Genomic DNA, 18,433 nt, shown 5'->3' with positions numbered 1-18,433 from the left:
ACCCCTCACTGGCCGAGCCTTTCGAGCAGAGCGGGGACGTGGACCTGGTCGGCCTTGTAGTTCCCTGTCAGCGTGTACATCACGATGTTGACCCCGACGCGATAGGCGATCTCGCGCTGCCGCTCGTCGCTCGAGGTCGGAAACAGCGGCTGGCCGTCGGCGCCGATCGCCCAGGCGCCCGCGAGGTCCGCGCCGGTGATCAGCACCGGCGAGACGCCGTCGCCCGCGCGCGCCGGGCGCTCCTCGCGCTCGTCGGCCGCGGGCAGCGTCTCGACCCAGAGCGGGCTGTCGGCGTAGCGGCCGGGGAACTCGTCGAGCAGATAGAACGCCTTGGTCAGCACGTGGTCGCGCGGCACCGGCTCCAGCGCCGGCACGTCGAGCCCTTCCAGCAGCCGCTTCAGCGCCGCGCCCTCAGGCCCGCCGCCGCCGGCGGTGAAGCCGTCGCGGGTGTCGAACAGGATGGTGCCGCCCTGCTTCATGTAGGCGTCGATGCGGGCCAGCGCCTCCGGCGAGGGCTGGGCCGCGTCGGCGGTCACCGGCCAATAGATCAGCGGGAAAAAGGCGAGCTCGTCCTTGGCGGGGTCGATCGCGATCGGCGCGCCGGGCTCGAGCGCGGTGCGCGCGGCGAGCGACTGGGTCAGGCCTTCGAGGCCGGCCTTGGCGATGCGGTCCACCTCGAAATCGCCGGTCGCCACATACGCGAAGCGGGTGGCGAGCGTCGCTTCGAGCGCGAAGCGTTCGTCGAAAGCGTCGGCGGCCTTCGCGGGCGCCTGCGCGGTCTGCTGCGCGAAGCCGGGCTGCCCGCTGAGCGCGAGCGCCAGCGTCGCCGCGATCAGCGCCAAAGCGGCCGCCTGCGGCCGACGCCGGGCCAGCAGCGCGGCGCCGCCGCCGAGCAGGAACACGATTAGCCCGTCGACGATCGCAACGATCGCCGCCGCCGTGAACAGCCAAGGCGCGACCGGAGTAGGCTCGGCGACGACGACGGCGCTCACGCCGACGTCGAGGCCGGACAGATCGAGCCGGGCAAGCGCCGCGTTCGCCGGCATCGCGTTGATCGCGACGCCGGCGTCCACCGGACCGTACAGGCCGGGCGGATTGTCGAAGGTGGCGAAGGCGCGGCCTTCGGCGGGCGCGGGTTTCGCGGTCGCCGGCGGGTTGCGGAACGCGCCGAAGCCGTCGAGCGTGCGCGTCGGCGGCAGCGTGGCGCGCGGACCCTGCGGCGCGGGCTGCGCCGGCTGGCCCGCCGCGGCCGCGCCCTGCGCAGGAGCGGCCTCGGCCGGGGCGGGGCCGGAGCCTGCGAGATCGACCACGCGCCGCAGCATGTCGACGAAGGCGCCGGAAAGCGGGAGGTTTGACCAGCGGGTGTCGGCGGTGACGTGGAACAGCACGGTCATGCCCTTGTTCTGGCGTGCGCCGGTGACGAGCGGAGTCCCGTCGCCGAGCGTCGCCCACACCCGGTCTGGCAGGTCGGCGTCGGGCTCGGCCAGCACCTGCCGGTTCACCGTCACGTCGCCGGGCACGGCGAGCGGCGCGAACGGGCCGTCGGCGGCGAAGCTCGCGAGCGGCTGCGGCGTCTCCCAGGCGAGCGCGCCGCCGAGCGTGCGGCCGCCTTGACGCAGGCGCACCGGGCTCAGGCCGTCTTCCGGCGCGCCGGCGAGGCGGGGGCCGGCGAAGCGCACGAGCACGCCGCCGGCGTCGATCCAGCCCCGCAGGCGTTCGCGCGCGGTCTCCGTCAGCGCGCCGACGTCGGCGAGCATGATGACCGGCAGCTTCTGCTCGATGAAGCTCTCGACCGCGGCGCTCGCGCCCTGGCCGCGCGCCTCGCGCACGTCGGCGAACGGCTTCAGCGCGCGGGTGACGTAATAGGTCGGCGACAGCAGCGGCTGGGCGGTGTCGGCGGTCGCGCCGGTGACGACGCCGACGGCGCGCCGCTTGGAGCGCCGGTCGAGAAGCTGGACCGCGCCCGCGGAGCCCGCGCCGACGATCTCCAGCCGGGCGACGTCGTTGCGGAGTTCGACTGGCATCTCAAAGCTCGCGGTCGCCTCGCGCGCGCCGACGCCGAAGGCGGCGTCCGCCTCGCCGAGGGCCCGGCCGCGCAGGTCGAGCGCGCGCACGCGCAGCGTCTCCGGCCCGGCCGCTTCGGCGCGCAGCGCCTTCACGGTCATTGCGGCCGGCGTGTTGTCGGCGCCGGCGAGGCCGCGGGCGGAGCCCGTCGGGTCGACCCGCACCGTCAGCGCCCGGCTTCCGAGCGCGGTCTTCAGCGCCTCGGCGAAGGGACGCGCTTCGCCCGCGCCGAGCCCGTCCGCGATCCAGATCGCCTCCGCCTCCTGGTTCGCGGCGAGGAAGCGCTCGATCGACGGCAGATGCGCGCGCCGGTCGGCCGAATAGGGCTCCGGCTGAAGAACGCGCAGGCGCTCGCGCGCCTCGTCCGCGGTGGCGAGGCCGACGTCGCGCGGCGCTTCGGCGGTCGCGACCAGCGCCACGCCGCGGCCGGCGTCGCCCGCGGCCGAGATCGCGCCCTCGGCCGACCGCACCCGCTCGTCCCAGTCGGGCGCCGCCGCCCAGCCGTTGTCGAGCACCACCAGCAGCGGGCCGGAGCCGGCCGGCGCCGCAGCGGAGGGGTTCCACACCGGCTTCGCCAGCGCCAGCACGATCAGCGCGGCGAGGCCGAGCCTGAGCAGCAGCAGCCACCAGGGCGTCGTCACCGGCGTCTCGCGCTTGGCGGCGACCTCGAGCAGCAGACGGAGCGGCGGAAAGTCGACCCTTCGGGGCTTCGGGGGCGTCAGCCGGAGCAGCAGCCACAGCGCCGGCAGCGCGAGCAGGCCGAGCAGCAGCCAGGGGCTCAGGAAGGCGAGGGGAAGGGCGCTCATGCCGCGGCCTCGGCGAGGCGGCCGTGCAGCGCGAGCAGCGGCTCGGTCGCCGGGCGGTCTGTGCGGTGGATGGTGAAGCTCCAGCCGTGGCGGCGCGCGATCTCGGCCAGCGCCGCGCGGTGGCGGGCGAGCCGCTCCGCGTAGCCCTGGCGCCATTCCTCGGCGCGGCCGGCGACCAGCCGGACGCCGGACGCGTCGGGATCGTGGAATTCGGTGCGCCCGGTGAAGGGAAAGGTCTCCTCGACCGGATCGACGATCATGACCATGTGGCCCCGTCCGCCGCGCGCGGCGAGATTGCCGACGGAGGCCGCGATCTCGGCCTCGGGCGCCAGCAGGTCGCCGATCAGGATCGCCTCGGACAGGCGCGCGATCGGCGTCGCGGCGGGCGGCAGGCCAGAGTCATCCGAGCCGGCGCCCCCGAGCGACTGCGCCAGCGTCTCGACCGCGTTTCGGCTCGCGGTCGGCCGCGTCAGGCCGAGCAGCCCGACGCGCTCGCCGCCGCGCACCAGCACGTCCGCGAGCGCGAGCCCCAGCACCGCGGCGCGCTCGATCTTCGGAACCGGCGAGAGGCTCGAGCGGAACGCCATGCTGCGGGAGCGGTCGATCCAAATCCAGACGGTGTGGGCGGCCTCCCACTCCTGCTCGCGCACGTAGAGATGGTCGTCGCGGGCCGAGCGGCGCCAGTCGATCCGGCCGACGGGCTCGCCGGCGGAGAAGCGCCGGAACTGCCAGAAATTCTCGCCCGTTCCGGAGCGGCGGCGGCCGTGCAGGCCATGGACCACGGTCGCGGAGGCGCGACGGGCGGCGACCACAAGGCGCGGAAGGCTTCCGGCGAGGCGAAGCGCCGCTTCCTCATGCCGGGGCGCGACGCGCGTCTCGGACGGATCGACCAGCCCGGTCCTCACCGCCATCGGCGTCAGCCGAGCCGCTCGACGAGCTTGCCGATCAAGCCGTCGAGCGTGTCTCCGTCGGCCCGGGCGGAGAAGGTGAGCGCCATGCGGTGCTTGAGGACGGGATCGGCGAGCGCCGCGACGTCGTCGATCGAGGGCGCGAAGCGGCCGTCGAGCAGGGCGCGGGCGCGCACCGCCAGCATCAGCGACTGGCTCGCGCGCGGGCCAGGGCCCCAGGCGATCTTGTCGGCGAAGCCCTTTTCGGCGGTCTCGGGCCGGGCGGAGCGGACCAGGTCGAGGATCGCCTCGACGACCGATTCGCCGACTGGCAGGCGCCGCACCAGCCGCTGGGCCGACAGCAGGTCGTCGGCGGACATGGCGGCTCTCGGCTTCGCCTCCTCGGCGCCGGTGGTCGCGAGCAGGATGCGGCGTTCGGCGTCGCGGTCGGGATAGCCGACGTCGATCTGCATCAGAAAGCGGTCGAGCTGCGCCTCCGGCAGCGGGTAGGTGCCCTCTTGCTCCAGCGGGTTCTGGGTCGCGAGCACGTGAAACGGGCGCGGCAGGTCGTAACGGTGGCCGGCGACGGTGACGTGGTACTCCTGCATCGCCTGCAGCAGCGCGGACTGGGTGCGCGGGCTCGCGCGGTTGATCTCGTCCGCCATCAGGAGCTGGGCGAAGATCGGGCCGGAGACGAAGCGGAACGAGCGGCGGCCATGATCGTCCTCCTCCAGCACCTCGGAGCCGAGAATGTCGGAGGGCATCAGGTCCGGCGTGAACTGTACGCGGCGCGCATCGAGGCCGAGCACGGTGCCGAGCGCCTCCACGAGCTTCGTCTTGGCGAGGCCCGGCACGCCGACGAGCAGCGCGTGGCCGCCGCAGAGCACGGTGAGCAGCGCGCGGTCGACCACCTGGTCCTGGCCGTAGATCACCTGTCCGATGGCGGCGCGGGCCGCCGCGACATGGCCGCCGATCGCTTCCGCGCCCTTGACGATGGCCGCGTCGAGATCGGTCGCGCCGTCGCTTGCCGCCTGGATCATGGAGCTTTCCTCGCATGCTGTGTCGCCGGACTGTTACGCATCGGACGACCGTATGGCCCACAATGCAAGCCTTGCGCCCTTTGGGCTAAAGGTCGAGGGCCGGGCGTTGCGCGGAGGCTGACCGCGCGCGGTCGCCGCCTTAACGTTAGGCAGAGAGCAGGAAAGGGGCGAGACCAAGGCCCATTTCCGCCCATGAGGAGCGTAAACCGAACGTGATGGCCGAAGACCACGCCGCCGCAGCCGCCGCGCCCGATCGTATGCAGGCGCTCGCCGACGCCGCCCGCGAGGCCTGTTCCCGCGGCGTCGCGCCTGTGCACAAGTGGAGCCCGGAGCGCTGCGGCGCGCTCGATCTTGTCATCCGCGCCGACGGGTCCTGGATCTACGAGGGCTCGCCCATCCGCCGTCCGGCGCTGGTGAAGCTGTTCTCGACCGTGCTGCGGCGTGATCCGGACGGCTATGTACTGGTCACCCCCGCGGAGAAGCTCGACATCACGGTCGAGGACGCGCCCTTCCTCGCCGTGGAGATGGCGAGCGAAGGCGAGGGCGAGAGGCGCCGCATCCGCTTCCGCACCAACGTGGACGAGGTGGTCGACGTGGGCGAGGGCCATGCGCTTAGGTTCGAGACGGCGGCAGACGGCGGCTTCAAGCCCTACGTCCATATCCGCTCCGATCTCTGGGCGCTGGTCGCGCGCTCGGCCGTCTACGACCTCGTCGAGCTTGCCGAGGAGCGCGACGGCGTGCTCGGCGTCTGGGGCGGCGGGCGGTTCTTCGCGCTGCCCGAGGCGTCGGCGTGAACGACGTCCGCGCCGCCGCCGCGCCGTTCTCGCTCGCCGACTTTCGCGACCGCGCCGCGTCGCGCCTCCTCGCCCATGCGCCGGACCCGGACGACCCCGAGACCGTGCCGATCGGCGAGCACGCGCTGCTCGCGCCGGACCGGGTCCCGCGCGCGGCGGCGGTGCTGGTCGGCCTGGTCGCCCGCGATGAACCGCAACTGCTCTTCACCCAGCGCGCGAAGCATCTGCCGGTGCACGCCGGCCAAATCTCGTTTCCCGGCGGCAAGCGCGAGCCGTCCGACGCCTCGTCGCTCGCGGCGGCTCTCAGAGAGGCGGAGGAGGAGATCGGGCTCGACGCCCGGCTCGTTCGACCGCTCGGCTATCTCGACCTCTACGTCACCAATTCCGGCTTCGCGATCGTCGGCTGCGTCGCGGAGATCGATCCGCGCTACGTGCTGCGGCTGTCGCCGGACGAGGTCGACGACGCCTTCGAAGTTCCGCTCGGCTTTCTGATGCGGGAGGAGAACCACAGCGTCGAGATGCGCGAATGGGCCGGCGGCTTGCGAAAAGTTCACCACATGCCGTGGCGCGAACGCCATATCTGGGGGGTGACCGCGGGCCTGCTGCGGAACCTCTACGAAAGGCTCTACGGCTGATGTCCCGCATCCTCTTCCAGGCGCTGCTGTTTCTGGCCCCGTTCATCGCCTATGGGATCTGGCTGCATTTCGCCGGCCACGGCTGGCGCGCTCCGGAGCGCTGGCGCGGCGTGCCGCTCGCCTGGCTGGTCGCGGCCGGCGTCGCGCTGACGGTCGGCAGCCTGTTCGCGCTCGGCCTCACCAGCGGCGGCTCGACCAAGGCGTCGTACGTTCCCGCGCACATGAAGGACGGCGTGTTCGTGCCGGGCCGGATCACGGAGCCGGGCCGAGAATGACTGCGACGGCGCGGATCGATGCGCCCTGGCTCGCCAAGCGGCCGCTCTCCGACCTACTCGCCGTTCTCGACTCGGACGGCGAGGAGGCCCGGATCGCGGGCGGCGCGGTGCGGGACGCCGCGCTTGGCCTGCCGCGCGGCGACGTCGACATCGCCACCACCGCCACGCCGGATGAGGTCGTCCGCCGCGCGTCCGCCGCCGGCTGGAAGACCGCGCCGACCGGGCTCGACCATGGCACCGTGACCGTGATCGCGCGCGGCCACCCGTTCGAGGTCACGACGCTGCGCCGCGACGTCGCGACCGACGGCCGTCGCGCCACGGTCGCCTTCACCCGCGACTGGGCGGAGGACGCGGCCCGGCGCGACCTCACCATGAACGGCCTCTACCTCGACCGCGCCGGCCATGTGCACGACCATGTCGGCGGTCTCGACGATCTCCGAGCCGGCCGCGCGCGGTTCATCGGGGATCCGGACGAGCGCATCCGCGAGGATTATCTGCGCATCCTGCGCTTCTTCCGCTTCCACGCCCGTTTCGCCCGTGGACCGATCGACGCCGCCGGGTTTCATGCGGCGATCGCGAACCGCGCCGGGCTGCGCCGGCTCTCGCGCGAACGCGTCCGGGCCGAATTGCTGAAGCTGCTAGTCGCCCCCGACGCGCCGGCGACCGTGCGGGTGATGGCGGAGGCGGGACTGCTCGGCCTCGTGCTGGGCGGCGTGGCGCGTCTCGTGCGTTTCGAAAGGCTGGCGGCCCTCGACGCTGGCGGCGACGCTCTTCTGCGGCTGGCCGCGCTCGGGCTGTTCGTGGCCGAGGACGCGGAGCGGCTGCAGGAGCGGCTACGACTTTCCAAGGCGGAGGCGCGTCGGCTCGCGGCGATCGGCGACGCCCGCCCCCCGCTCGCGCCGGCCATGGGGGAGGCCGCCGCGAGGGTCGCGCTCTATCGGCTCGGGGCGCCGGCGTTCCGCGACCGCGCGACGCTCGCCCGCGCCGAGGCTGGGGCCGGGGAGGGCGATGCGGGTTGGGCCGAGCTTCTCGCGCTGCCCGAGCGCTGGCCGCCGCCGGCGCCGCCGTTCGCGGCGAAGGACTTCCTGGCACGCGGCGTCTCCGCCGGTCCGGCGCTCGGACAGGCGCTCAAGGCCGCGGAGGAGGCGTGGATCGCAGCCGGCTTTCCCGCCGGCGCGGACGAGGTTTCGGCGCTGCTGGACGCGGTCGCGCAGCCTCACCTGTCCCGGCCTTGAGCCGCGACAAGAGACGCTCCCTTACGCCGCCTGCTTGCGCACGTCCTTGATGTCGGTGAAGGCGATCTTGGACCAGCGCTCCTGCGCGCGGGTCATCTGGAAGGCGGAGCCGGTCAGCAGCACGGGATCGCCGTCGAGGTCCTCGGCGAGGCTCGAGCGGTTGGCGTTCAGGAACTCGTTGAGATCGGCCTTGTTCGCCGCCGAAACCCAGCGGGCGAGGGCGTACTGGCTCTGCTCGAAGCCGACCTCGAGCCCGTACTCGCCCTTCAACCGGTCGGCCAGCACGTCGATCTGCAGAGGTCCGACCACGCCGATCAGCGACGGCGAGCCGTCGAACGGGCGGAACACCTGCACCACGCCTTCCTCGGCCATCTCCTGCAGCGCCTGCTTCAACTTCTTCGCCTTCATGGCGTCCTCGAGCCGGACGCGGCGCAGGATTTCCGGGGCGAAGCTCGGCACGCCGACGAAGGAGATGTCCTCGCCCTCGGTCAGGGTGTCGCCGATGCGGAGCAGGCCGTGGTTGGGGATGCCGACCACGTCGCCCGCATAAGCTTCTTCCGCCAAGGCCCTGTCCTGGGCGAAGAAAAACTGCGGCGCGTGCAGTCCGATCGTCTTCGCCGTGCGCGTCTGACGCACCTTCATGCCGCGTGACAGCTTTCCTGAACAAAGCCTTACGAACGCAATGCGATCCCGATGGTTCGGGTCCATGTTCGCCTGCACCTTGAAGACGAAGGCGGTCATGCGGTCCTCGTCGGGGGCGACCGCGCGCTTGTCGCTGTCGAGGCCCTGCGGCGAGGGCGCGAGATCGGCGAGGCCGTCGAGCAGATCGCGCACGCCGAAGTTCCGGAGCGCGGAGCCGAAGAACACCGGCGTCAGGTGGCCTTCGCGAAACGAGGCGAGGTCGAACGGCTTCAGCGCGCCGGCCGCGAGCTCCATCTCCTCGGTGACCTCCGCCAGCCGGTTCGCGTCGACGAGTCCGGCCAGCGCGTCCATGCCTTCGCCCGCGACCTCGCCCGAACCGTCCACGAGGCGGATGCGGCCGGTCGCGAGTTCGTAGGTGCCGGCGAAGTCGCGGCCGCGGCCGATCGGCCAGGTCAGCGGGGTGGCGTCGAGCGCGAGCGTCTTCTCGATCTCGTCGAGGATCTCGAACGGGTCGCGGCTTTCGCGGTCCATCTTGTTGATGAAGGTGACGATCGGGATGTCGCGCAGCCGGCAGACCTCGAACAGCTTCCGCGTCCGCGCCTCGATGCCCTTGGCGGCGTCGATCACCATCACGGCGCTGTCGACTGCGGTCAGCGTGCGGTAGGTGTCCTCCGAAAAGTCCTCGTGGCCCGGCGTGTCCAGCAGGTTGAACACGCAGTTACGGTATTCGAAGGTCATGACCGAGGTCACGACCGAGATGCCGCGCTCACGCTCGATGCCCATCCAGTCGGACTTGGTGCGCCGCCGCTCGCCCTTGGCCTTGACCTGACCGGCGAGCTGGATCGCGCCGCCGAACATCAGCAGCTTCTCCGTCAGCGTGGTCTTGCCCGCGTCCGGATGGGAGATGATGGCGAAGGTGCGCCGGCGGGCGACTTCTCGGGCGAGCGGCGTTTGGGGCGTGGCGAGAGCGGCGTCGGTCATGGCGGGCGGTGTGAGCGAAAAGACGCCGCGGGGCAAGTTCAATGCTCGCAGCGGCCGTCCCGCCAGGCGCCTCCGGCGTCGAGGCAGCGATCCCGCTCGATGACATCGATGACGGATGGAGCGATCCACATCGCCGCCAGAAGGATCGTCAGCAGGGCGGCGGCAAGCGCGAAAAGCCTGACGTTCATCTGGCAGGCGCGGTGTAGAGCTTCCGCCTCCGCGGCCGCCGTCGCCGCGTCACCCCAGCCCCGCCAAGTCGCCCGGCTCGTCCTTCGGCCGGCGCGCGCCCTGTTCGCGGGTGGCGACCTGGCGCCATTCCCGCCCGTCCCAGGCGCGCACCTCGAGCGCGACCGTGCCGGACTTGTCGATCTCCAGCCGGTGATAGGCGTTGGGCTCGCCGCGCAGCCGCGTCGAGGTGGCGGTGGAGGCCTGGATCACCAAGAGGGGCGGCAGCCCCTCCTGCGCGATCTCATGGGCGTGGACGTAGCCGCGGTGCAGGTGGCCGGCGAGCACCAGCCCGACGCCGTTCCTCTGGAAGCAGGCGAGCGCCTCGTCCGCGCGGCCCACGATGTCGAGATCGGGGGCGTGTTCCGGCGCGTGCAGCGGATGGTGCGCCACCACGATCCGGAACAGCTCCTTCGGCAGAGCCTCGAGCCTCTTGTTCAGCCGGTGGAGCTGGCGGAGCCCGAACCGGCCCTTGGACCAGTCGAAGCCCCAGGCCATGCGGCGCGCGGTGTTGAGGCCGACCACCGCCACGGTGTCGTCGGTCCAGGTCGGCTCGATCTCGCGCGAGATGAAGCGACGCCAGCGGGCGTAGGGGTCGAGAAAGCGCTGGGCGAGGTGGATGTAGGTGATGTCGTGGTTGCCGGGCACCGCGAGCACCGGCGCGTTCAGGCTGCGCAGAAAGGCGCCGGCGGCGCGGTACTCGTGGCGGTAGGCGTGCTGGGTCAGGTCGCCCGAGACGATGATCAGGTCCGGCGGATCGGCGTTGATCTCGGCCCTGAGCGCGTCCACCACGACCGGATCGACCCGGTCGAAGTGGATGTCGGACATGTGTACGAGGCGGGTCACGCCGCGCCCTCGGCCGGCTCCCGCACGGCCGGCGCTGCGCCGCCCGGCGCGGCGGCGGAGGCGAGGCGGGGCGCGAGCACTTTCAGCGCCAGCGGGCGGATCGCGTAATGGAGCGGCGGCTTGAGCAGCATGGTCTCCCCGTCGTTCATCACCCGCAGCAGCCGGCGTCGGCTCGTGACCTGGAGCGCGCGGACGTGGTGGGTTTCGAGGTCGACGTCCTTCGTCCATGTCCCGAGCGCCATGCGCACCGACAGGCGCACGAGCGGCCAGACGCTGAGACGCCTCGTGGCGTAAAGGACGAGTTCGCCACGGTCGAGATGCGATCGCGTGAGCACGTGGCCAAAGCCTTCGTCATAGGCGTTGTTGGCGACCACGATTGCCTTGGAGCGGAGCGCCGTCGGCCCCTCGCCGAGGTCGAGACCGATCCGCATCGGCGGGTAGCGGTAGAGCCCCTTGAGACCGGCCGCGAACAGCCGCCACCAGCCGAGCGCGCCCATGTGCTCGCGGCTCCTCTCCCGCCGCTCGGCGAGGCGCGAGGGCAGCCCGAGCATGGAGTTGCACAGGAAGACGTGGCCGTTGACCTCCCCGATGTCGATCGCCCGCGTCTCGCCGGCGGCCATGGCGGCGATCGCGGCGTCGAGCTCAAGCGGCAGCCCGAGGTCCTTGGCGAGCAGGTTCATGGTGCCGAAGGGCAGGGCGGCGAGCGCCTTGTCCGTACCGGCGAGAAGCTGGGCGGCGGCGGCGACCGTTCCGTCGCCGCCGGCGGTGACGAGCGCGTCGACCGGCAGGTCGCGCGCGCGCTCCATTCGCTCCACGATGTCCGAGGCGTCGCCGTCGGAAACGGCGCCCACCTCGAAGCCCGCCGCGGCGAGCTTTTCGGCGATCTCCTCGGCCGGGTCGGGGCGGCCGAGGAGCGCGCCCGCAGAGCGATTGACGACGAGAGCGACCTTCACGCGAACTCCTCAACCTCGGCCGCTCACGCCTCCGCCGCTTCTTCCTGGGCGATGAAGCGCTGCAGGCGCTCCTGGTCCTTGCCGGCTCCGGTCAGGAAGTACAACGCCGTGATGGCCGCGATGAGGCCGATCGCGATCGCCGGCGCCGTGAAGTCGCCGGTCTGGAACAGCCGCACCACGATCAGGCTGGAGCACACCAGCGCGCCGAGCGCCGGCACGATCACCGGCACCTCGAACGAGCCTTCCGGGGCGGGCTCGCGCTGCTTCAGGATCACCAGCGCGACGTTCACGACCGTGAACACGGTCAGCAGCAGCAGCACGGTCGACGACGCGAGCGCCTTGATGTCGCCGATCAGCGACAGCACCACCACGATCGCGAAGATCGCCATGATCGCCACATGGGGCGTGCGGCGGGACGCATTCACCTTCCCGAACGCCTGCGGCATCAGGCCCTGCCGCGACATGCCGTAGAGCAGCCGGGAGCCCATCACCCAGTTGACCAGCGCCGTGTTCGCGACCGCGAAGATGGTGATCACGGACAGGATGATCGGCGGGAACCACGGCCAGGCCTTCTCCACCACCGCGACGAGCGCGAGCGCCTTCGGAAGCTCGTTCCAGGGGATCACGGACACCGCCGTGATCGCGACCGCCATGTAGATCAGCGTGGCGGCCACCATCGCCATGATGATCGCGACCGGCATATTGCGCCGGGCGTCCTTCACCTCTTCGGCGACGTTCAGCATGTCTTCGAAGCCGATGAACGAGAAGAAGGTCAGCACCGCGCCCTGCATGATCAGGATCGCGATCGCGCCGAATTCGCCGTTGTGGCTCGCCTCGGGCGGGAAGGTCAGCAGATTTTGATCGCCCCAGTAGCTCACGCCGGACGCGATCACGATCAGCAGGCCTGTCGCCTCGATCACCGTGCAGACCGCGTTGAACCACATGCACTCCTTGATGCCGCGCAGCAGGATGCCGCCGATGACCATCAGGAAGCCGATCGCCAGAACCCAAATCGGTATGGTGAGGCTGAACAGTTTGGCGAGGCTTTCCGCCACGACGTTGGACTGGGTCGCGATCGAGGTCAGGCCCGAGCACACGACGGTGAGCCCGACCACGTAGGACAGCAGCGGAATCATGTAGGCGCGCTGGGTGACGTAGGCGGCGCCGCCGGCCTTCGGATAGCGCGACACGATGTTGGCGTAGGAGAGGCCGGTGAGCATCGCGGCGATCATCGAGACGATGAACGCCATCCACACGGCCGAGCCAAGCTGGCCGGCGGCCTGCCCGATCAGGCCGTAGATGCCGGCGCCGAGCATCGAGCCCAGGCCGTAGAGCGTGATCTGCCAGAGAGTGACGGAACGATCGAGGGTCGGTTCTCCGTCCGAACCCTTCGTTGCGGCGACGTCGCTTGCGGTCATCGTGCTCGAAGCTCCCCTTTTGCGGGCCGTTCACATTTGCGTCGGCTGCGTCATCAAAGGAGCTTAGGGCGCTGCTTGGACGCAACCAGCGCCGCGGACGTTATCCCGCCGCAATTTCGCCTTCACGGCGGGCATGCGCAAAAAAAAGGCGCGCCGGCGGTGAAGCCGGCGCGCCTCGTTTAGCTATCGGGGATCGTGGTCCCCGCGTCGTCTTACTCCGCCGAGCTGGTCTGCAGCAGCGGCGTGATGTTGCGGATCGAGACGCGGCGGTTGCGCTCCTCCGCCCCGTCCGTCTTCACCTTCAGATACTGCTCGCCGTAGCCCTGCGTCGTCAGGTTCTCGGCAGGCACGCTGAAGTACTTCGTCAGCACCGAGGCCACCGACTCTGCGCGCCGGTCGGAGAGCGACAGGTTGTCGTCGTCCGAACCCACGGCGTCGGTGTGGCCCTCGATCATGAAGATGGTCTTCGGGTCCTTCTTGACCGCGTCCTCCATCGCGAGGCCGATGTTCTCGAGCTTCGTGATCTGGTCGTCGCGGAGCTCCCACGAGCCCGTGTCGAAGGTGATCGAGTCGAGATCGACGCTGCGCACGCTCTCGCGTAGCGGCGGGTTGTAGCGCACCTCGTCGAGCGTGTACTTGCGCTCGAGCTTGCGCACCGGCGGCGCGGTGAACGCTTGTTCGATCTGGCCGTAGGAGGCCTCGTCAGCGTCGACGATGTACTCCTCGCGAGGGATGTCGATCACCGGCGGCGGCAGGTCGAGCGGCACGAAGGCGCCGCCGCGGAAGCCGCCGCGCGGCCGGTTGTCGATCAGCACGATCTCCTCGCCGCGGAAGCGGCGGCTACGGCGCAGCAGGCGGCCGTCGTCGTCCACGTAGGTGTAGATCTCCGACCCGTCCGGACGGACCGAAATGCGCACCGTCTCCGAGCCGCGGCGCTCCTCTCGCCAGTCGCGGGAGCCGTCGCGGAAGCGCAGGCCCTCGTCGCGGCGGATGTACGTGCGGTTGCCCTCACGAATGATCGTGCGGTCGCCCTCGGTGATAATGATCCGGTCGCCGTCGCGGCGCTCGCGGCGCTGGTCGCGCAGCCGGTCGATCCGCTCGTCGCGACGGTCGGCGCGGTCGCCGCGACGCTCCTCGCGAATGCGCTGCTCCAGCCGCTCGATCCGACGCTCCTGATCGGCCGTGCGGCCTTCCTCGCGGCGGTCGCGGCGGCCATCGCGGCGATCGTCCTGCGCCTGGTCGCGGCGGTCCTCGCGCAGCTCGCGCAAGCGATCGTCACGGTTGTCCCGGGCGTTGTCGCGGCGATCGCGCGGCTCGTCGCGGCGATCCTGGGCGTTGTCGCGCCGCTCCTCGCGAAGCTCGCGCAGACGGTCCTGGCGATCGTCGCGGGCGTCCTCGCGACGCTCGGGGCGGTCCTCACGGCGCTCCTGCGCGTTGTCGCGCCGGTCGTCCCGCTTGTCGCCGGCGGTCTCGCCACGCTCCTGCTGGCGCTCCTGCCGCTTCTCGCGCTGCTCCTGCTGGGCGTCCTTCAGGCGCTCCTCGCGGTTGAGGCCAGGCTTCTCGGCCTCCCGCGCGGGCCGCTCTTCGCGCTTGTCCTGCGCCTGCTCGCGCTTCTGCTCACGCTCCTGCTGACGCTTGTCCTGCGCCTGCTCACGCTCCTGCTTGCGCTGCTCCTGAGCCTGCTCACGCTGCTGCTGGCGCTGGTCGCGATCCGGACGCTCAGGGCGCTCCGGTCGTTCAGCGCGCTCGGGACGCTCCGGTCGCTCCGCACGCTCGGGACGTTCCGCGCGCTCAGGCCGCTCGGCCCGTTCCGGCCGTTCTGCGCGTGCAGGCTTCTCAGCGCGCTCGGCCCGTTCGGGACGCTCGGCGCGCTCGGGACGTTCACGCCCGCCGCTACGTTCCTCACGTCCACCGCCGCGCTCTTCGCGACCGCCGCCACGCTCTTCACGCCCGCCGCCACGGCGCGGGCCCTCTTCATCGGACTGCGCCAGAACGATCGGACGATCCGTCGCTCCGCGCATGTCGGCAAAAGCGATCGTCGGCGCAGACAGCGCCAGAACGGGCAGCGCAGCGCCCGCAAGCAGAAGAAGTCGGGTCGTTTTCATCACCAGCCTTGTGTGTCCTCTGGCGTCGCCGCACAGCGCGCAGCGCACCTTGTTCGCCCCAGTCAGTGCAGTCAGCTTCCGGCGGACGTGCCGTCCGAATGGCAATTTTGTGTCGCTTGTGAGCTATTCGACTTAGTTTCTGGCTTGATTAAACGGTATCTGACTGCCGTTGACCAAAGTCGAATGCAGACGTTAGCTCCACCGAACGCCTCAACTCACCAAAACGTTCCCTCACGATTTAAGGGCGGCGGTCGAAATGCTGCCGGTTTTGCTCATGGGCTCAGATTTGAGCTAGACGATCTGAACGCAGCATGAACCGCGCGCCGGCGCGGCCGAACGGGGTCGAAGACGATGGCGGGCGCCATGTGGGCGAAATGGGCAGCGTTGGCGCTCGCGCTGGGACTTGCCGGCTGCGCGGGCCGCGCGCAGGGCGTGTTGGTCCCATCGTCCGCCGAAGCGCCCGGCGCGTCGCGCGTCGACCTGATGGCCGCGACGACGCGCAGAAGCACCGTGCAGCCAGGCGTGCTGTTCTCGGGCGAACGCGGCACCCGGCTGGCTCTCACGCAGATCTCGGTGTCGATTCCTCCGGACACGTCTCGCAAGGCCGGCGAGGTCCAATGGCCCCGCCGTCTTCCCGCCGACCCCGCGAAGGAGTTCTCGACGGTGGCGGCCCGTCAGATGGACCGCGAGCAGGCGCGGGCGTGGTTCCGCAGCGAGACCACCGGCCGCAAGAAGCACGTGCTCCTATTCGTGCACGGCTTCAACAACGGCTACGAGGACGCGGTCTACCGTTTCGCGCAGATCGTCCACGACAGCGGGACCGACGCCGTGCCGGTGCTGTTCACCTGGCCCTCCCGCGGCAGCCTGTTCGCCTACAACTACGACCGCGAGAGCACCAACTACTCGCGCGACGCGCTGGAGGAGGTGCTTCAGAACCTCGCCGCAGCGCCCGAAGTGAAGGACGTCTCGGTGCTCGCGCACTCCATGGGCAGCTTCCTCGCGATGGAGTCCCTGCGCCAGATGGCGATCCGCGATGGCCGCATCGCGCCGAAGATCCGCAACGTCATCCTCGCCGCGCCGGACGTGGACGTGGACGTGTTCAAGCAGCAGCTCGGCGAAATGGGCGCCCCGGCTCAAAGGCCGCGTTTCACGGTGTTCGTCTCGCGCGACGACACCGCGCTGAGGGTGTCGAGCCGGATCGCGGGGCAGGTGCCGCGGCTCGGCGCGATCGACCCAAAGGCTGAGCCCTACCGCTCCGAGTTCGCGAGCCAGAAGATCGACGCCTTCGACCTGACGGATCTACGCACCGCCGATCCGCTCGCCCACGGCAAGTTCGCGGCGAGCCCGCAGGTGGTGAAGGCGATCGGCGGTCGACTTGTGGCCGGGCAGGAAATCTCCGCCAACGAGCTCAGCCTCGGCGAGCGTGTCGGGCAGGCGGCGGCGGGCGCCGCGGCGACGGCGGGCTCAGCCGCCGGCGCGATCGTCACCGCCCCGATCGCGATCGTCGATCCCGCCAGCCGGCGCACCTATGGCGACCGTCTGAACGATGTCCGCGGAAATGTTGGCGGAACGTTCGATTCCCTGCGGTAACCGCGAGGGCGGATAACGATGGACGCGCTACTGACGGTGGCGGAACTGCCACGGTCAAACTTCTGACCCGCATGGATGGGCCAAATCACTGGCGGGACGACGCGTTCGTCCCGTTCCTGATCGTCGGCGTGCCGGTCATCATCTATCTCGTCTGGTTCCAGTTCTTCCGGCGCGGCTGAGGGCGGCCGCCTCAGGACAGCGTCAGCTCCGCGGCCCCGAGCTCGGGGAACTCGGCCCGCACCGTCTGGCCGGCGCCGGCGACGTGGAACGGCGTCGCCGAGCCGGTGGTGATGACGTCGCCCGCCTTGATGTGGTTCGGTCCGCCGCGGAGCTCGTTGACGAGCCACAGCAGCGGCCGCACCGGATCGCCCGCGGTGTTGCCGCCCACATGGTCGAACACGGTCTCGCCGTCGACGATCAGCTTCACCGGCATCTCGGCGAGCGGAACCGAAGGCGGCGCGTCGACCGCGGGCCCCAGCACCAGCGCGCCGTGGCTCTGGCGGTCGGCGATCTTCCAGAGCTTGGGCGCCGCCTTCCAGTCCGCGAAAGCGCTTTCAAGAATCTCGATCGCCGCGTGCCAGCTCCCGATCGCGGCGAAGACCTCGTCCTCGCCATAGGGCTCTTCGCGCGCCGGCAGGTCGCGCGCGAAGCGGATCGCGATCTCGGCCTCGACCGCGCCAAGCGCGAAGGCCGGCAGCGTGGCGGGGCCGTCGAAGATGGTGTCCGCCGTCAGCGCGCCGTAGCCGGGCGCCGCGTCCGGCGACGGCGCGCCCACCTTCCAGCCTCGGATGGGGCCGACGAGCGCGACCGCCGCGAAATGCGCCGCATAGGCTTCCCGTTCGTCGGCAAGGACGGCGCCTTCCGGCGGGGCGGTCAGGCGCCGGCCGCTCGCGCGCGCCTCGCCCAGCGCGCTAAGGGCGGAGGCGAGGCCAGTCGGACCGTCGGACAGGGACATGGGAGCTCCTTGGACGTGTTGTCGTCGCGTGGGAATCGGGGCCTGAATCAGGCGGGTTCGCGGGTGCCTTCGAAGGCGTGGCGCCGTCGGGCGAGCTCCTGGCCGACATGGTCCATGAACGCCCGCACCCTCGCGCTCGAGCGCAGGTCCGGGTGTGTCAGCAGCCACAGCGCGGCGGGCACCTGCGCCGGCGGGTCGTAGAGGCGGACGAGGTTGGGCACGCTGCTCGCGATGAAGCAGGGCAGCGGGCCGACGCCGATGCCGGCGGCGATCGCTTCCGCCATGCCGAGCACGGTGGAGAGCCGATAGACCACACGGTGCTCGCCGACCGCGTCGCGCAGCCACTTCTGCAGCGGCCCCAGCATTTCGCCCGGCCCGATCCACGGCAGCGCGTCGAGCGCGGCGATGTCTTCGACCGGCTCCAGCGGCGCGGCGCCGTAGATTGCCCAGCCGATGCTGGCGATACGGCGGCCGACCAGCGTCTCAGGCGGGCTCGCGGTGGCGCGGATCGCGACGTCCGCGTCGCGCTTCGACAGATTGAGCGCGGCGTTCCCGACGACGATGTCGAGCGTGATGTCGGGATAGGCGCGGCGGAAATCCGCGAAGATGCCGGTGAGCAGGTGTATCAGCAGAGAATCGTTGGTGGTGACGCGCAGTTCGCCCGCAGGCGCAAGGTCCTGGCCCGACACCCGCCGCTCGAAGGCGACGATCTCATCGCCCATGCGCGCGGCGATGCCGACCATCTCCTCGCCGGCCGGGGTGAGCGCATAGCCGGCCCGGCCGCGCTCGAACAGCCTGGCGCCGAGGGACTGCTCCAGCGCGCCCAGCCGGCGGAACACCGTGGAGGCGTTGACGCCGAGCACGGTCGCCGCGCCCGCCAGCGAACGCCTGTCCGCGATCGACTTGACCAGGCGAAAATCATCCCAGGCGAGCATGTGGTCGTCGCAGCCCCGCAATCCTTTGCGCCGATGCAATGCGCTTA

The 18,433-nt window shown here is 71.1% G+C and carries 16 protein-coding genes; 5 read left to right on the top strand and 11 right to left on the bottom strand.

What is annotated here, in order from left to right; genetic code table 11:
- Positions 1 to 5: 5 nt before the first annotated feature.
- From PKE78_RS01290 to PKE78_RS01280, 3 genes are read right to left on the bottom strand one after another with little or no spacing between them, the layout of a single operon-like run.
- Positions 6 to 2,870 (bottom strand): DUF4159 domain-containing protein, encoded by a 2,865-nt coding sequence (locus PKE78_RS01290; protein ID WP_271199034.1) that lies wholly within the window; start codon positions 2,868 to 2,870, stop codon positions 6 to 8.
- Positions 2,867 to 3,781 carry a DUF58 domain-containing protein gene (locus PKE78_RS01285; RefSeq protein WP_271199033.1) on the bottom strand — a complete coding sequence of 305 codons (915 nt, stop codon included), beginning with the start codon at positions 3,779 to 3,781 and terminating at the stop codon, positions 2,867 to 2,869. Before PKE78_RS01285 ends, PKE78_RS01290 begins: the two co-directional genes overlap by 4 nt.
- 5 nt (positions 3,782 to 3,786) lie before the next feature.
- The gene (locus tag PKE78_RS01280) at positions 3,787 to 4,797 is read right to left on the bottom strand and encodes an AAA family ATPase (protein ID WP_271199032.1); all 1,011 of its coding nucleotides are present in this window, start codon (positions 4,795 to 4,797) and stop codon (positions 3,787 to 3,789) included.
- Between the two features lie 215 nt (positions 4,798 to 5,012).
- On the opposite strand from PKE78_RS01280, the gene PKE78_RS01275 reads away from it, so the two are divergent.
- From PKE78_RS01275 to PKE78_RS01260, 4 genes are read left to right on the top strand one after another with little or no spacing between them, the layout of a single operon-like run.
- Positions 5,013 to 5,591, top strand: coding sequence for a DUF1285 domain-containing protein (locus PKE78_RS01275; protein WP_428981212.1), 579 nt, complete (start codon positions 5,013 to 5,015; stop codon positions 5,589 to 5,591).
- Positions 5,588 to 6,226 carry an NUDIX hydrolase gene (locus PKE78_RS01270; RefSeq protein ID WP_271199031.1) on the top strand — a complete coding sequence of 213 codons (639 nt, stop codon included), beginning with the start codon at positions 5,588 to 5,590 and terminating at the stop codon, positions 6,224 to 6,226. Before PKE78_RS01275 ends, PKE78_RS01270 begins: the two co-directional genes overlap by 4 nt.
- Positions 6,226 to 6,501: a DUF6111 family protein gene (locus PKE78_RS01265; RefSeq protein ID WP_271199030.1), complete on the top strand. Its 276-nt coding sequence runs from the start codon at positions 6,226 to 6,228 to the stop codon at positions 6,499 to 6,501. Before PKE78_RS01270 ends, PKE78_RS01265 begins: the two co-directional genes overlap by 1 nt.
- Positions 6,498 to 7,736, top strand: a complete 1,239-nt coding sequence (locus PKE78_RS01260; RefSeq protein WP_271199029.1) for a CCA tRNA nucleotidyltransferase — start codon at positions 6,498 to 6,500, stop codon at positions 7,734 to 7,736. Before PKE78_RS01265 ends, PKE78_RS01260 begins: the two co-directional genes overlap by 4 nt.
- 21 nt (positions 7,737 to 7,757) lie before the next feature.
- Here PKE78_RS01260 and PKE78_RS01255 read toward each other — a convergent pair whose 3' ends face one another.
- From PKE78_RS01255 to PKE78_RS01230, 6 genes are all read right to left on the bottom strand, one after another.
- The gene (locus PKE78_RS01255; protein WP_271199028.1) at positions 7,758 to 9,359 is read right to left on the bottom strand and encodes a peptide chain release factor 3; all 1,602 of its coding nucleotides are present in this window, start codon (positions 9,357 to 9,359) and stop codon (positions 7,758 to 7,760) included.
- A 38-nt stretch (positions 9,360 to 9,397) separates the two neighbouring features.
- Complete coding sequence (locus PKE78_RS01250) at positions 9,398 to 9,547, bottom strand: hypothetical protein (protein WP_271199027.1); 150 nt, start codon at positions 9,545 to 9,547, stop codon at positions 9,398 to 9,400.
- Positions 9,548 to 9,596: 49 nt separating this feature from the next.
- Complete coding sequence (locus tag PKE78_RS01245) at positions 9,597 to 10,430, bottom strand: metallophosphoesterase family protein (RefSeq protein ID WP_271199026.1); 834 nt, start codon at positions 10,428 to 10,430, stop codon at positions 9,597 to 9,599.
- Entirely contained in the window at positions 10,427 to 11,383 is a 957-nt protein-coding gene (locus PKE78_RS01240; protein WP_271199025.1) for a diacylglycerol/lipid kinase family protein, read from the bottom strand. Before PKE78_RS01240 ends, PKE78_RS01245 begins: the two co-directional genes overlap by 4 nt.
- A 23-nt stretch (positions 11,384 to 11,406) precedes the next feature.
- Positions 11,407 to 12,801 carry an APC family permease gene (locus PKE78_RS01235; RefSeq protein WP_271199024.1) on the bottom strand — a complete coding sequence of 465 codons (1,395 nt, stop codon included), beginning with the start codon at positions 12,799 to 12,801 and terminating at the stop codon, positions 11,407 to 11,409.
- A gap of 212 nt (positions 12,802 to 13,013) precedes the next feature.
- The gene (locus PKE78_RS01230) at positions 13,014 to 14,906 is read right to left on the bottom strand and encodes an OmpA family protein (RefSeq protein WP_271199023.1); all 1,893 of its coding nucleotides are present in this window, start codon (positions 14,904 to 14,906) and stop codon (positions 13,014 to 13,016) included.
- Positions 14,907 to 15,257: 351 nt separating this feature from the next.
- Here PKE78_RS01230 and PKE78_RS01225 point away from each other — a divergent pair, with 351 nt between their 5' ends.
- Positions 15,258 to 16,496 carry an alpha/beta hydrolase gene (locus tag PKE78_RS01225; RefSeq protein WP_271199022.1) on the top strand — a complete coding sequence of 413 codons (1,239 nt, stop codon included), beginning with the start codon at positions 15,258 to 15,260 and terminating at the stop codon, positions 16,494 to 16,496.
- Positions 16,497 to 16,686: 190 nt separating this feature from the next.
- On the opposite strand, the gene PKE78_RS01220 is transcribed toward PKE78_RS01225, so the two are convergent.
- Entirely contained in the window at positions 16,687 to 17,451 is a 765-nt protein-coding gene (locus tag PKE78_RS01220) for a 2-keto-4-pentenoate hydratase (protein ID WP_271199021.1), read from the bottom strand.
- A 47-nt stretch (positions 17,452 to 17,498) separates the two neighbouring features.
- On the bottom strand, positions 17,499 to 18,386 hold the full coding sequence (locus PKE78_RS01215; protein ID WP_271199020.1) for a LysR family transcriptional regulator: 888 nt from the start codon (positions 18,384 to 18,386) through the stop codon (positions 17,499 to 17,501).
- Between the last annotated feature and the right edge of the window lie 47 nt (positions 18,387 to 18,433).

This window comes from Methylopila turkensis (assembly GCF_027922325.1).
GTDB lineage: Bacteria > Pseudomonadota > Alphaproteobacteria > Rhizobiales > Methylopilaceae > Methylopila > Methylopila turkensis.
The sequence above is the reverse complement of the archived record's forward strand: the minus strand, read 5'-3'. Positions and strand labels throughout refer to the sequence as shown.